We start from the raw sequence: 14,908 nt of genomic DNA on the forward strand, positions 1-14,908 counted from the left end.
TTCTGTGAGCGATCTGGATTTTTTGCCAATGGCCCGATTGCAGAAAAGGTCGAACTGACAAAGCCAGCTCGACACGTTTTGAACTTCGCGGTCCAACCGATACAACGTAAGCGCGTTTTTCTTGCTGGCCGAGAAATCTCTGTCTCATCGAGCGAATTGGTACCCAATATCCGGGTCTCGGATCGTGTAAGTCTAATCCCGAAAAATCAGCCTTCCAGCACTCATACTATATGAGCCGAGACATCCCGACGCTGGTGTTTTGCCAGCGACTTTGCCCAAGGGTAGGGAAATCGCGCGAAACCTGCCGATCAAAATCTTGAGCCGGGGTGAATTTTACCTCTCGCGTCCCGAGTAAAGCTTTGTTATGGAGCGCTCCAGTCCGGCACATAGGTGCCCGGTTGCGGGTGTGGCGAAATTGGTAGACGCACCAGATTTAGGTTCTGGCGCCGCAAGGCGTGGGGGTTCAAGTCCCTCCACCCGCACCAATTATATTTAACATAATCATCATTATGAGTATTTACACAGCCTCGAGGTTGCCCAACAGGATGGATGTCATGTCCGCTTCGATCACGCCGTCGATTGCGACAACATCAATTCCCGTATCATAATCGACATTGGACGCGGTGATCCCTGACAAATCTGCATTAGCGTCCAGAAAAACCCATTCGGCTTCGTGCGTAGGTGTCTGCCCAACGGCCACTTGCAAGATTGCCAATGCGTCTAGTGCGTTGATTGTACCGTCTTGCGTGATGTCCGCAGCGATGAGGTTTTCCGGCGCAGCGGGCCCGAAGGTCGGGTCCAACCCAACCGCGATCCGCAACACTTGCAGTGCGTCAAGTGCGGTGATCTCGGCACTTACCGTCGAATAGGATTTGGTGATGTCCAGATGCCCGGAGTAAGTCCCCGAGGGCAGGCCGAGATCGAAATTTCCGTCTTCGTCTGCGGTTGTGGTAATCGGGCTGTTACCGTCTGGTGTGAATTGGATTTCAGCATCCCCTAGACCCGGATTACCGGTCTCGGAGCTGATCGAGATATCGCCTTGTATCCCACCTGAACTGGGTGGTTCGGACACACCAAAATCACTGAAATCAACAGGAATATGGTCGGCGCCGCCAAATCCTGCGCCAAAGATCTCGGTGTTGGTCAGTGGTCCTCCGGTTGCAGAGGTGATGTGGATGACTTCGTCTCGATAGGTGATATCCGCACCGTCTGCCGTGCTGGTAACGGTCAGCTGGGTTGGCGATCGCAGCAGCAAGTAGTCAAACAGATCAAGCCGGTCTGTTCCTGCCTCAAAATCTGTGATGGTTGTAACGCCGCTGCCGGATTGCATCACGAATATATCCGCCCCTGCCCCCCCCGTCATCGTGGTGGCCCCTGCCCCGGCAATCAGGATGTCATCCCCTGCCCCGCCCAGCAGGTTTGAATTCAACACGCCACCACTGAGCATATCATCCAAAGCGGTGCCCGTGACGGTGCCGAAGCCTTCCCTGACATCCCCCAGATCTGCAACGTCGACGGTCAGAAGGTTCACGCCTGCATCAATCTGGCTGGTCGCCAAAATCTGCAGCTCATCGCCGATTTGGGCCACGCTCAGGTTTTCGACATTTTGCAACCCGCTCAGCACCGTGTCCGCGAAACTATCCATATGGATCAGTTGTCCGTTCGGGCTCATGGTGAAAAGCGTGATGCCATCATCGCCACCGCCAGCGACCACAAAGACCCGCCCGTCGACTTCTATAACCGCGATGTCCTGTACGTCTTGGAACCGGGTGTCCAACGTATCCAGCACATGATCGGACGGAGAAAGTGTACCATTACTGTTCACTCGCATAACGCTGAGCGAGTTGCTGCCCGATCCGGCGACCACGATCCAGGATTCGCCATACGCCTCGACAGTTTCAACCGCAGTTGGAGTCGAAATGCCAAGGGTTGCAATGGCGTCGCTGTTGTCGACCGCACTGAGCGTCCCGTTTGCCGGATCGATGTGATACACAGTGATGCCGTCGCCTGCTGCATCTGTTCCAACAATAAACTGCCCGGCACCAGACTGAATTGCCTGCATCGAATCGGCTGTTCCGGTGATGAGCCCGGCTAGCGACAAGCTGCCGTCACCGTTGACGATATAGGTTCCGATTTGGCCGGTATCTTCATGCGCGAGCGCCAGATAGTTGGTCGATGCGACAGAAAACTGGGTCACGGCAGACAGATCGCCACCGCCGCTCAGCGTTCCGGTTTCCCGCAAATCTCCGACCGTGCCGTCGGTGTTCAGATCATAACTGACAAGTCCAGTGGCCGTATCGATATCAAGTACCAGATGATCTGTGCCCGCCAGCGAAACAGGCGTTCCCGTGTCGCCCACCTGAAACATGATCGACCCGCTGTAATACTGGGTATCCACCAGTTGCGGGATTGCGCCGTCAACCAGCCTCCATACCGCGATGCCCCCGGTTGGGCCGGTCAATGTGTAGAGATACGTGTCCCCGTTAAACGTTTTTAAAGCCGTATCGCCGATACCTGAATCGAGCGCCGTGCTTCCCGTTGCAACCAATGTTTCGAATTGCAGCATCATAGTCATTACCCCACCGCCACCCCTGGCGTTGAGCTCAAAGATGATCCGATGCCCAGACCGAAACCATAGCAAGAATGTGGTGAAAACGAGGAGTTCGGCTTGAGTTTAGTTCAATTTTTTCGGGTCCGATCGCCGACGCAGTCAAAGGGTAAGACAGATGAGCAAAAGCCTAAACGGTGCGGATTGTCCCCATTCCAAGATCGCCGGCAATACATGTGAGGGTAAGATGACCAAAGCACCTGAGACCAATACGAATCCTGCAGCGGATCAATCAGAAACGGACCGCTCGCGCCGCATTCGCCAGTGGATAGATCGCAAAATGGGCCGCTGGGCCGGGCGTGGTTTGGCAGGTGGGCTGGGGTCATCTCTGTTGGCGCTGCCCGCGTTTGCTCAGGCCACGATTGAAGAGCTGTATGCCTACCAGTTCGCTGAAACTATTCCCGGCGTGCAATCGGCCAAGCTTCTGAAAAATGGAGATGTTCTTCTCAAGATGACCGATGGGCGCAGCATGATTGTCGCGGCCGAGAATATTCAGGTTCTGGACAGCGGCGCCATCATGATCGCCGAAGCGGCGGTTGCCGAGATCGCGCAGTTCAGCCTGGCTGAAGCGGGCGCTGCTGCTGCAGGCGGTGTCAGTGGGGCTGGAGCGGCCTTGGGCGGTTTGGGCCTGGCGGGGGCCGCCGCCGCTGCTGGTGGCGGTGGTGGTGGTGGCGATGATGCCAGCCCTGCGCCGACCCCAACACCTCCACCTGCTCCAAGCCATCCAAGCCTGAACCTGGCTCAGTTACAGGGAACAACGCTCAGCAGTTCGACCATCAATTCCGTCGCCCCAGCGGGCACCGACAGTGTCGAGATCACCATTGGATCAGTGGTCAAAACCGTGACCCCAGACTCAGATGGGAACTGGAGTGTCTCTTTGACCCCGTCAGAGGCCAGCGGCGTGCCTCAGGGCGTGACGGACATCACCATTCGACATCTCGATGACATGGGGGATGAGCTGTCGGTTGAAACTGTTACATTCGACATTGATACAGTACCCCCGACCCTGGCTATCACCAGCTTCTCGGATGGGGCGGTGATGAACACTGCCGAACAAGCAACAGATTTGATCGTCACCGGAACAACCGATGCCGAGAACGGGCAAACTGTCACCGTATCGCTCAATGGTCAGACCTATACAGGCACTGTCTCGGGCGGCAATTGGAGCGTGACTGTCCCGGCTGCTGATCTTGCCTCATTGCCGGATGGCACAACTATATCGGTTACTGCCGATGTTTCGGATGGGGCCGGCAACCCTGCCCCCCAAGCAGGTAGCAGTTTCGATACCGATTTCGGCGCTCCGTCCATTTCATTGGACCCGGTCGCTGGCGGTTCGATCGAGCTTATTGATGTCAGCGGCGATTTGATCCTGACCGGCAACACCAGTGCCGAAGATGGGCAGACCGTTACGGTTACGATGGATGGCCAAACCTTTACCGGCACCGCTTCGGGTGGCAGCTGGAGCGTGACAGTCCCAAACGCTGATCTTTCGGGTCTGACAACCGGGACGCCTGCGGTGATCAGCGTCACCGTTGATGATGCGGCAGGAAACCCGGCTATTGCCGCGACGTCTGCGGTACCTGTCGATCTGACAGGCCCTTCGATCAGCATTGCACCTCCTACAATAGGTTCGATACTGAATGCGGCCGAGGCAGGGTCGGATTTGACCATTTCCGGCACCACTGGAAATGTGCAGGACGGTCAAACTGTCACCGTCACGCTCGATGGGCAAACCTACACTGGGACCGTCTCGGGCGATAGTTGGAGCGTCACTGTTCCAGCCGGTGATCTTGCGGCCCTTGCAGATGGAGGCAGCTTCTCTATCACGGCGGACGTTTCAGATGTTGATGGGCTTGCTGCTCCTCAAGCAGATACGCCCCTCACCAAAGATGCCAGCGCACCCACACTCAGCATCGATAGCTTCTCGGATGGCGCAGTCATGAACGCTGCTGAGCAAGCGACTGATCTGACGATTACCGGCGCAACGTCGGCTGAGGATGGGCAGGTTGTTACGGTTGAGGTGAATGGTCAAACCTATACCGGAACCGCCAGCGGCGGCGGCTGGAGCGTCACTGTCCCCACTGGCGATCTGGCAGCATTGTCAGATGCGTCCACCATATCGGTGACAGCTGACGTGTCAGACGCTGCAGGCAACCCGGCTATTCAGGCAACGAACAGCTTTGATACCGATTTCACCGCACCCAGTGTCGCTATTACCAATCTATCGGACGGTGCGGTGATGAATGCGGCTGAACAGGTTACGGATCTGACCATTTCAGGCACTTCAGATGCACCAGACGGGACGGTTGTAACGGTCGAGATTGCGCGGCCCGATGGAACGGTGGATGTCACTGGAACCGCAACCGTGTCCGGTGGCAATTGGACCCTTACCGCACCATCGTCTGATCTGAGCGGGCTACAGCCTGACATCACATATGATGTCAGTGCATCCGTAATCGACAGCGCTGGCAATAGAGGTCAAACAAATACCAGCTTTGACACCGACTTCTCCGCACCATCCATCACAATCGATGCCTTGCCTGTGGGAGTGGTTCTAGATGTCACCGAACGTGACAGCGACCTTGCAATCTCTGGAACCACAACCGCCGGGGATGGGCAAACCGTATCCGTCACATTCGGCGGGCAGACCTATGTCGCCACTGCCTCAGGTGGGACTTGGACAGTCACTGTCCCGACATCTGATCTGGCCGCATTGTCAGACATGACCAGCTATCCAATCTCGGCCACCGTTCCGGACAGCGCTGGAAACATTTCTCCTGCGGCAACCACTTCGGTTACGACAGATTTCCGGCCCACGCTGAGCATGCGCGCAATTGGAACGAATGAAGCGATAGCCCTAAGCGATGCGCAAAGCTCTGGCGTGGTTGTCAGTGGCAGCTCAGCGGGTCTTAGCACAGGCCAAGCCGTTGATGTTCTGTTGAACGGCAACTCGGTCGGTACTGCAACTGTTGGCCCGGATGGAACATGGTCGTTGACAGTTTCGGCGTCTGAATTTGCGGGTGCCGAAGCGGGTGATGATCTCGACTTCACTGCGCAAGCCACCGTCTCGGGTGGGCCAGATCCGCTGCCTGTCACAACAGAAACAGCAGCCTATGTGCCTGCAGCCTATGTGATTTCCGAGATTGCGCAATCCGGCTCGACGATCACCTTCGCAATCCACGCCGATTCTGATCGGGATATCTCATCTGGTTTGGCCATGACAGCTGAGTTGGAATACGACTCCTCCGTGGTCACGTTCGATGTGAATTCTGACACAGAAAATGGCGAATTCGATCTGTTCTTAGCCAACACCGGACCTGGCGATGTCGTCAGTTTTGCGGGTGCGGCGACGACCTTCACAGACCTGTCCCAACCTTTGGTTACGTTCACTATGACTGTACAGGATTCCAACCAGCCCATTGTTTTGACGATCAAGACACCGGACGGAGGGCCAATGGTGCTGCACCTGGGAACGGATGGTGATGACACGCTGACGGCGTCTGATGTCGATACGCTGGTGCGTGGCGGCGAAGGGGATGACACGATTGACCTGAACACAGCCGGGCGCGATGTTGTTGTCTTCGAAGCTGACCCGACAATAAACGGCGTTGATACGATCACCGGCTTTACACTCGGTCCGGCAACAGACGTGACGGATGCGTTGATGTTCAGCGGGTTAGATGTCAGCACATTGCGAGGCGACGGAACCGGATTTGAAACCCTGGCAGTTGGTGACGCGTTGGGTCTCGACACTGGCTTTGTCGGTCTGACGACAGTACTGACCGATCTCACGGCAGCGTCGCTTGAAACGGCTGTCGAAAGTCTCACGGGCGCACAATCTGGTGATGCGGTCTATGTACTGGCGACTGACGGTACAGACAGTGCGTTGATCAGGGTGGACTATTCAGGATCGAGTGACGCGAATGTTGAAACCGTGGCCATTTTTGACGGGCTTGATGATCTAAGCGCGCTGTCCACCGACAACATCCTGCATACCGATCCAACAGGTGCGACGGCGTAACCCGACTCGCAGTCATGCATTTGGATTCGACTTTTTAATCAGACAGCGTGAGGGGAAAGCTATGCTACAGAACGGCCTGACACCGGTCTCTTTCGAACGGCATGGACATCGCTTTTGGCGGCGGTTCACATCTTTCGAGTTTGCTCGACATCTGACGGAGTGCGCTGTTGTAGAAGCGGAAATCCTGCAGGTCGCCGCCATGTTTCCGATCGCTTTCCGAATGACCCCGGTGGGTTGCCAACCCGTTGCTCTGTTGTCGATGCAGGTCGATTCCACCACTCCTTTTGTCGCCTCAAATGGCACTTGGTTGGCGCGATATTTGCCAACTGCGCTACGATGCCCACCCTTTGGTGCGGGCCCTGCCTCTTCAACCTCAGGGCAACAGTTTCATTTGCTTGTTGATGAAACCATGGGGCTGGTCACCGATAACCCCGATGATGTTCGTTTCTTTGATGATGCAAAGAGGCTGAACTGCGATCTCATCAAAGTAAAATCGTTTCTCTTTCAGCGCGCAGCAGCTGAGCATGAAACGTCGGAGCTGTGTCGCCTGATCCGTGATTTGAATCTACTCTCGCCGCTGGGCGAGGTTTTGAAGGCTGATGGCCCGCATGGTCTTTTTGGCATTCATCTTCAGGCGATACATGGTCTGCGGTCCACTCACCGGGCGCTTTTGAACAATAGCCGAGGCATGCGCCTGATTCATGCGCATCAGGTTTCACTGTCGCACGTGCAGTGGTTGAGACAAATACAGGATCAACTGGCCGATAGATCGCAGCTCCAAACCTCCTCCGAGGTCTCCGGGTTTCTGGATGCTGTCGTGAACGCGCAGCTTGAAGAATTACCATTCAACTATGATAAGCAAGGGGGCGCTTATGCATATGCTTAAGGCTTTCGCATGCATTTTGGTGTTCGTGCTCCTGGTTTCAGGGTGTCAGCAACCGCCCGGGTTGTCCGGAATCCAGGTTTCATTCTCCAGCGGAACAGCTGGTGCCGGCGCAGCGCCGCCTGCTCAAACGCTGACACAAAGTGCATTCGGCCGCAAGATCCGTCAGGCCGTTGAAACAAGTCCGAACCTTGCTCAGAGTGAAACAAGATTGGAGGCTGCAGCGGCAGACCAGGATGCTGCCAAAGGCGCTTTTCTGCCGCAGGTCTCCCTGGGCATCAACGCCCGGTCTGAGCGCGTAGACTCCGATGTCTCAGATGTGTCGCCCTACCTTCGCGTTTCGCAACTGGTCTACGATGGCGGTGCGGCATCAGGTGAACTGGCTGCCGCCGAAGCCCGTGTTTATGAAAGCCGAGGGGATCAATTGCAGACTGCGGCCGCAACTGCATTATCCGCGATCGAAGCTTATGTCGTTGTGTTGGACAGACGCAAGATCCAAGGGATCAACGCGCAGAACGTAGCAGCGCATGAAAAGCTGGTACGGCAGATATCGGATCGAACTGCCAGCGGGGCAGGCTCAAATGCCGATCTGCTGACTGCACGCTCACGCATGGCGGATGCTCAAACCCGTTACGCCGATGCGATTGCGCAGGTCGACCGCGCCGAAGCGCGCTATCGCGAAGTGTTTGATTCCGCACCAGACGCCCTTCCGCAACCAATCCCTGCTCCGAACCTGACCCGAAGTGATGCCCAAATCGTCATGAGCAGCCCTCAGGTGCGTCGCGCTGATGCAAGCCTGGTGGCTGCAAAGGCTGAATGGAGCGCAGCTCAGGCCCGCAGGCAGCCTGATATCCGAGTGGCGGCTTTCGCCAATCAAGATACTGATCGGGATGCCAATTTCGGTGTGGACTTGTCGTTTAATTACGAACTTGACAGTACCGGCCAAAGACGCGCGGCAATCGCCGCCGCACACGCGCGGGTGAAGGACGCCCAATTCTCCCGCGAGGCGCTGATCCGCGAAATAACCCGAGAGCTTGGGTTTATCCGTTCTGATCAAAAAGCCGGTGCTGAAAGACTTCGGGCCGCAAAATTGGCAGTGCAGGCCAACGCTGAAAGTGTCGAAGCCGCTCGTGCACAATTTACTATCGGGCGGCGCAGCCTGATTGAAATTCTGGACGCTCAACGGGACTTTGTGAACGCGCAGGAGAGGTTAATCTTGGCTGAACAGAGCTTTTTTCTGACCAACTATGCCGCATTGAGCCTGACAGGTGATATCCTTGATCTGCTTGGCTTGTCGGTCGGCACCTGGAGCGCCCAGCAATGACGGCAGGTTCCCCATCTTCCGATATTCAAATCTCGGCCTATGAAGCCTGTTTTTTGAACATCGCCAGCAGTCTTGAACGGCCCGTTACGCTCGCCACTTTGCAGTCTGCTCAGTCGGGTGTGGATGGAGATTTGACCGTTCGGGACATTCTTGCGTTGGCCCAACACACGGGGTTGCGGGCCGGATATGGCGCACGACCGTTGAAAGATTTTGACGATGCTCTGGTTCCCGCGATGCTTTTGCTGGATGGTAGTAAGGCCGTCACTTACCACGGGCGCGCACCCGATGGAGAGATGTTGATCTTTGATCCCGAGATCGGCGGTGGGCTTTGCGAGATGTCTGAAACAGAACTCAGCGACGTCTATGCGGGCTTTGCGATCCTGTTTCGCCGAGATCATAAGGCCGAAGTCACTAATGATGGGCAAGTTCGAAGCGGCCACTGGTTTTGGTCTGCGCTATCCGCCAACCGCTGGTCCTATGTCCAAGTGGCACTGGCCGCCGCGCTTGCCAACCTGCTGGGCCTTGCGACATCCGTGTTCATTATGGTGGTTTATGACCGCGTCCTTCCGAACGAAGCAACCGAGTCTTTAATCGCTCTGACTTTTGGCGTTGGTATTGCTCTTGTCTTCGATTTTATACTCAAGCTTCTGAGGGCTGGCTTTATCGATCGCGCGGGTCAAAACGCTGATATGTTCATGGGGCGCCGTGTCTTCGATCAGTTGCTGAATATTCAGATGAAATCGCGCACCGGCTCGACCGGTGCGATGACCAGCACGGTACGTGAATTTGAAACCCTCCGAGAGTTCTTTACCTCGGCAACATTGGTTGCCGTCGTAGATTTACCCTTTATCGCGCTGTTCATCTTCGTGATCTATCTGGTCGGCGGCGATTTGGCTCTGGTCCCGGCCCTTGCTGTACCGGTTGTTTTGCTGGCTGGTCTTGTGGTTCAGCCGATCCTGTCGCGTATGGCCGAGAAAAGCCTGGCTGATGGTCAATCCAAACAATCGGTGTTGGTTGAGGCGGTTTCGGGCCTCGAGACGATCAAAACAACCTCTGCCGGTCGACAAATGCGCAATCGGTGGGAGCAGGCGATCGAACGACAATCCGCCCATGGCGCGCGCAGTCGCGCCGTGACCCAGTTTGCCTTGAATTTGACAGGCTTTACGCAGCAGGCAGCGCAGGTTCTGATTGTATTCTATGGCGTGTTTCTGATCACCGAAGGTCAGGCCAGCATGGGTGCGCTTGTGGCTTCGGTCATGCTGACGGGGCGTGCTTTGGCCCCGTTAGGACAGCTGGCCCAGACCCTGACCCGCGTCAATCAGGCACGCAGCGCCTATCGCAATTTGGACGCCTTGATGCAAGCTGAAAGTGAGCGTCCTGAAGGCCGAAGCTGGATCACGAGGGCGGGTTTCAAGGGGGCCATTTCGTTCAGCAACGTGCACTTCGCCTATCCAGATCAGAATGAAGACACTCTGAACGGTGTATCTTTTACGATCAAACCAGGTGAAAAGGTGGCCATCCTGGGTCAAATCGGATCGGGCAAAAGCACAATCGCCAGGCTGTTGTTGGGGCTCTATTCGCCGCGGGTCGGATCGGTCATGCTGGATGGGCTGGATATTCGTCAGATTGATCCGGGTGATCTGCGGCGCAATATCGGCTCAGTCCTTCAGGATATCTGGCTGTTTTCAGGCACTGTTCGGGATAATATTCTCAGCGGTGCGATAAGGCCACGCGACGAAGATCTGATTGAGGCTGGGCGCGCCGCAGGCGTTGAAGATTTTGTTGCCCGACATCCCAGTGGCTACGATCAACAATTGGCTGAACGAGGCGAAGGGCTGTCGGGTGGTCAAAAACAGGCGATAGCGTTGGCGCGGGCCCTGATTGGTCGGCCTCCGGTTTTATTGCTGGATGAGCCAACCAGCGCGATGGATGTCAAAACCGAAGCGCAGGTGATCCGGCGTTTGAAAGAGGCAACGACAGACACCACGGTCGTGGTGGTGACCCATAGAACCAGCCTGTTGGAACTGGTCGATCGTGTGATTGTAATCGAAGGCGGGAAGATTGGTGCGGATGGCCCCAAAAGCCTGTTGACCCAACACGCGCGCAGATCAGGAAGGCATCTGAATGTCGCGGCATCCTGATCTGAGCCAACTTGCGCGTGAGATGCAGGGGCGGGCACCGCTGCAAGGTTCGCTGTTGTTGTTTGTTATATTGGCCTGTTTGTTAAGCGCGGGTGCTTGGGCCTACCTTACAGAACTGGATGATGTCACCCGCGTGGAAGGCCGGATTGTGCCGTCGGGGGATGTGCAGGTGATCGAAGCGACGGAACCTGGAGTTTTGCAGGTTTTGCATGTACGCGAGGGTGAGTTGGTTGATCAGGGTGCTGTGTTGATGGAGCTGGATACCACCCAGATTGACAGCCAATTGAGCCAGGAACAACAAAGGGCCTACGGTCTCATGTCGCGCGTTCAGCGCTTGCAGGCTGAAATTGATGGAACGGAGCTGAGCTTTGACACAACTCTGATCAAAGGCGCGCCAAATGTCGTGCGTTCGGAAACTGCGCTCTATCAGGGGCGGCAAGCTGAACTGAGCGCCGAGATTGCCATTCTGGAGCGGCAGAGACAGCAACGGCAGCGGGAATACGAAGAGGGGTTGGTTGATCAGGTTACCGCTGATGAAACTCTGAAGGTTCTCGCTGAAGAGCGGGCCATTATGGCTCCGTTGGTTGAACAGCGCATGGAACCCGCGACCACACTGTTGGCCTTGCGCCGTAGCGAGGCTGAGTGGCAAGGCCACAAGGTACGTGCCGAGGCCGTGACCAACCGCATAAAGACGGGCCTCGAGGAAATCGATGACCGTATAAAGGCCACACGCAACCGTTTTCGGACCGCAGCATTGACGGATTTGGCCCTTGCGACCGCCGAGCTTGCGGCACTTGAGCCTGCCCTGCCCGCTTTACGCGACCGTGCCCTGCGCGCGCAGGTGAAATCGCCGGTCCGAGGGATAGTGAATCGGATACACCGGACAACAATTGGCGGGCTGGCCCGAAGTGGCGAGGACCTGATTGAGATTGTGCCATTGGACGATAGCTTGCTGGTCGAAGCCTATGTCAAACCCGAGGATATCGCGTTCCTGCGTGCGGGCCAGCCGGTAAAGGTGAAGATCACAGCCTACGACTTTGCTCGCTATGGTGGGTTGGACGGAGAAATCCTGCGCATCGGCGCAGATACCATCACCCGGTCCGAAAGAAATGATGAAGAGGTGTTCGTCGTTGAAATTCGCACCAGCAATACCATGCTCGATGGGCAAGGAATTGCAGTTGAAATCATTCCAGGCATGATCGCAGAGGTGGATATCTTATCCGGCAAGAAATCGGTGCTGGACTATATCTTGCAGCCCGTTGTGAAGATCAAAGACCAGGCCTTACGAGAGTAGCGGGGGCTACCCGATCGGCCAACCTGTACGCAGCCTATTTCCAAGCGACATCGCCGAGAAAGATGTAGCCCGCCCCGTATATCGTCTTGATCAAGCGCGGGTTCTTGGGGTCTTCACCAAGCTTGGTTCGTAGCCTTGAGATGCGCACATCCATGGCGCGGTCGAAGCTGTCCCCCGCTGCGCCACCCAGAGAATCCTGCATTTGTGCGCGGCTGATCAGGCGTTTGGGGCTTTCCAGAAACAGGCGTAAAACCTCTCCTTCGGCGTGGCTGAACGGTGTTTCGGCCCCCGATTTGTCCTTCAGAAGATACCGATCAAAATATGCCGTCCACCCGTTGAACTCGGCGATATTGGTGTTCGAGGTTTGACCGCGCGGCGCGCGTAGCCGAGCACGAATACGCGCCACAACCTCGGTTGGATCAAAGGGTTTGGTGATGTAGTCATCCGCTCCCAATTCCAGCCCGGCCACGCGATCCTGAACTTGCGCGCGGCCCGACACAATGATCACGGCCGCACCTTGTTCCAGCGCCAGTCGGTGTACCAGGGCCAGGCCATCCGTATCCGGCAGGGATAAATCCACCAAGCAGACGTCAGGTGTGATCTGGTTCAGTGCGGCCTCGAACTCGCGGGCCCGGGAATAGCTTTGGGTTCGAAACCCAGCCTCTTCCAAAGCATCTGTCAGGATATGCCGAATCTCGGGTTCATCATCCAATATGGTTACCAATGGCTGGGTCATCAGGCGGCCTCGGTTCGGACAAGGGCGGATAACTGTGCCTTGGAAAAGGGTTTGCTCAGCACAGGCGCCATGGCCAATGCCTGTCGGTGCAGAGGATCGGTATATGGTAATGATGTCATGAGTATGCAGGGCAAGCGAGATTTGAGTTGCGATAACAGATCAAGCCCGGTCGCCGTGCCCTCAAGTCGAATATCGGACAGCACCATGACAATCCCTTCAACGTTCTCAGTCAGAGCCAGTGCTTCATCTGTCGAGGTCGCCTCGATCACCGAAAAGCCAAGGTCGATCAGCATATCCCGAAATTGGCCGCGCAGATCGTCGCTGTCTTCGACCAATAGCACAAGCCCTTCTTGTGCGGGGGGCGCGGGGCGATAGGGCAAGCGCAAGATCACCGATGCGCCTGAGGGCGTATTGCGCAGGTTCAGGTCACCGCCCGCCAGCTTTACGGTGTCATAAACCATCGGCAAACCAAGGCCCGATCCATCACTGCCTTTCGTTGTGAAAAAGGGGTTCAAAGCCTTCTCCAGTGCCTCAGACGAAAAGCCAGAACCGGTATCGGAAACTGTGATTTCGATCCAGATATCGCCGATTGCATGTGCACTGATCGTCACCTGCCCGGTTGTGCCACAAGCATCGCGTGCGTTCAGAACAAGGTTCAACAGCGCATCCTGAAGCATCCCTGGATCGAGCATAAGCGCCTGATCCGGCAAAGTATTCACGACAGACAGCCCAACACCGCGTGGCAAAGACGGGGTGGCCACTATCCGCAAATCCTCGAGCAAGCGGCGCAGATCGGTGGCTTTCGGCTGAGGTGTGCGATGGCCGGTCATATCCGCAATCCGGTTCAACAACTGACCACCACGCCGCGCTGTTTTTTGGGTTGCCGCGATCAGCGCATGTGCGTCTTCTGGCAACGCCATCTTGTCGAGCTGGGATTGCATGCCCAGGATGATTGTCAGCAGGTTGGAAAAGTCATGCGCCAGGCCATTTGTCATCTGTGCAGCCATTTCACGGCGGCGGGTTTGTTGCAGGGCGACACGGGCTTGGGTTTCTTCGGTGATATCTACCGACATCACATAAACGCCCCCTGCCCCGTCAGGTGTGAAAGACACGCGGATGCGGCGCGAGTCTTGATCTTCGGTGAACTCGAACACCGATGTTTTGCCACTATAGGCGTTTTGCAGATGAGCACTGACCCGGGCAAAGGCGTTTGACCCCAGCGCTTCAGATATGTGCAGGCCCAAAATCTCAGATGGTCGCCCCGGCATGACAGAACTGAGCCGCCGGTTCGAATAATCGTATCGCCCCTCGCTGTTCAGATGCGCGATATGGGCCGGCATCATCTCGGTTGTCAGACGGGTCCGGGCTTCGATCTCGGTCAGCTCGCGCTTGGCCTCTTCCAACGCGGTGATGGTTGCTGCCAGTTTCCGGTTGGTGGCCGAAAGCTCTTCGGCATGGGTAAGCAGCTGGCCTGACAATTCCTCGGACCGCGCGCGCAGCAGGTTTTCGGCGCGTTTTGCGCTGGTTATGTCTGTATAGACTGCCACCCAACCACCCTGAGGCAGCGGTGCGCCTTCGATCGAGATCACCTGACCATTTGCACGCTCGCGCTCCATGTAATGTGGCTCGAACGCCAGCGCCTGTTCGACACGCACTTCGACCATGTCATCGACACTTCCCTCGTCACCGTACTCTCCACGGCTCGCCAGAAAGTGGATCGTGTCCCGAAACAACGCGCCAGGTTGCACCAGTGCATCGGGAAGGTCAAACATTTCTTGAAACCGTCGGTTGCTAAGGACTAGGCGCAACTGGCTGTCATAGATGGAAAGCGCCTGGCCGATCAGGTTCAGCCCGGCGGTTGTCATCGCCTTGATCCGTTGTTCGGTGATGCGCAAATTCAC

8 protein-coding genes and 1 tRNA gene are annotated in these 14,908 nt (G+C 56.3%); 6 read left to right on the plus strand and 3 right to left on the minus strand.

What is annotated here, in order from left to right; all coding sequences use genetic code 11:
* The first annotated feature begins 400 nt into the window (after positions 1–400).
* Positions 401–485, plus strand: a tRNA-Leu gene (locus ACR0KG_RS09760).
* 32 nt (positions 486–517) lie between these two features.
* On the opposite strand, the gene ACR0KG_RS09765 is transcribed toward ACR0KG_RS09760, so the two are convergent.
* The gene (locus ACR0KG_RS09765) at positions 518–2,569 is read right to left on the minus strand and encodes a dockerin type I domain-containing protein (RefSeq protein WP_480827142.1); all 2,052 of its coding nucleotides are present in this window, start codon (positions 2,567–2,569) and stop codon (positions 518–520) included.
* 157 nt (positions 2,570–2,726) lie between these two features.
* Between ACR0KG_RS09765 and ACR0KG_RS09770 the strand changes: the two genes are divergently transcribed.
* The 5 genes from ACR0KG_RS09770 to ACR0KG_RS09790 all read left to right on the plus strand — a co-directional run bounded on the left by ACR0KG_RS09770 (position 2,727) and on the right by ACR0KG_RS09790 (position 12,271).
* A complete protein-coding gene (locus ACR0KG_RS09770) occupies positions 2,727–6,629 on the plus strand; it encodes an Ig-like domain-containing protein (protein WP_480827144.1) in 3,903 nt (1,300 codons plus the stop codon).
* Between the two features lie 61 nt (positions 6,630–6,690).
* Complete coding sequence (locus ACR0KG_RS09775; protein ID WP_480547947.1) at positions 6,691–7,515, plus strand: SapC family protein; 825 nt, start codon at positions 6,691–6,693, stop codon at positions 7,513–7,515.
* Positions 7,508–8,836 carry a TolC family protein gene (locus tag ACR0KG_RS09780; RefSeq protein WP_480827343.1) on the plus strand — a complete coding sequence of 443 codons (1,329 nt, stop codon included), beginning with the start codon at positions 7,508–7,510 and terminating at the stop codon, positions 8,834–8,836. Before ACR0KG_RS09775 ends, ACR0KG_RS09780 begins: the two co-directional genes overlap by 8 nt.
* Positions 8,833–10,977, plus strand: coding sequence for a type I secretion system permease/ATPase (locus tag ACR0KG_RS09785; RefSeq protein ID WP_480827145.1), 2,145 nt, complete (start codon positions 8,833–8,835; stop codon positions 10,975–10,977). The genes ACR0KG_RS09780 and ACR0KG_RS09785 overlap by 4 nt, the downstream gene beginning before the upstream one ends.
* A complete protein-coding gene (locus tag ACR0KG_RS09790; RefSeq protein WP_480827146.1) occupies positions 10,961–12,271 on the plus strand; it encodes an HlyD family type I secretion periplasmic adaptor subunit in 1,311 nt (436 codons plus the stop codon). Before ACR0KG_RS09785 ends, ACR0KG_RS09790 begins: the two co-directional genes overlap by 17 nt.
* A gap of 34 nt (positions 12,272–12,305) precedes the next feature.
* Here ACR0KG_RS09790 and ACR0KG_RS09795 read toward each other — a convergent pair whose 3' ends face one another.
* Together ACR0KG_RS09795 and ACR0KG_RS09800 are read right to left on the minus strand one after the other, a co-directional pair.
* Complete coding sequence (locus ACR0KG_RS09795; protein ID WP_480827147.1) at positions 12,306–13,007, minus strand: response regulator transcription factor; 702 nt, start codon at positions 13,005–13,007, stop codon at positions 12,306–12,308.
* Positions 13,007–14,902: a hybrid sensor histidine kinase/response regulator gene (locus tag ACR0KG_RS09800; RefSeq protein ID WP_480827148.1), complete on the minus strand. Its 1,896-nt coding sequence runs from the start codon at positions 14,900–14,902 to the stop codon at positions 13,007–13,009. Before ACR0KG_RS09800 ends, ACR0KG_RS09795 begins: the two co-directional genes overlap by 1 nt.
* Positions 14,903–14,908: the final 6 nt, after the last annotated feature.

It is taken from the genome of Ruegeria sp. H4, assembly GCF_056533065.1.

Excerpts from the sequence above, each read along its gene's own strand:
- ACR0KG_RS09785 (WP_480827145.1), top strand. The coding sequence starts at position 8,833 with ATGACGGCAGGTTCCCCATCTTCCGATATTCAAATCTCGGCCTATGAA.
- ACR0KG_RS09770 (WP_480827144.1), top strand. The coding sequence starts at position 2,727 with ATGAGCAAAAGCCTAAACGGTGCGGATTGTCCCCATTCCAAGATCGCC.
- ACR0KG_RS09775 (WP_480547947.1), top strand. The coding sequence starts at position 6,691 with ATGCTACAGAACGGCCTGACACCGGTCTCTTTCGAACGGCATGGACAT.
- ACR0KG_RS09790 (WP_480827146.1), top strand. The coding sequence starts at position 10,961 with ATGTCGCGGCATCCTGATCTGAGCCAACTTGCGCGTGAGATGCAGGGG.
- ACR0KG_RS09780 (WP_480827343.1), top strand. The coding sequence starts at position 7,508 with ATGCTTAAGGCTTTCGCATGCATTTTGGTGTTCGTGCTCCTGGTTTCA.
- ACR0KG_RS09765 (WP_480827142.1), bottom strand. The coding sequence starts at position 2,569 with ATGATGCTGCAATTCGAAACATTGGTTGCAACGGGAAGCACGGCGCTC.
- ACR0KG_RS09795 (WP_480827147.1), bottom strand. The coding sequence starts at position 13,007 with ATGACCCAGCCATTGGTAACCATATTGGATGATGAACCCGAGATTCGG.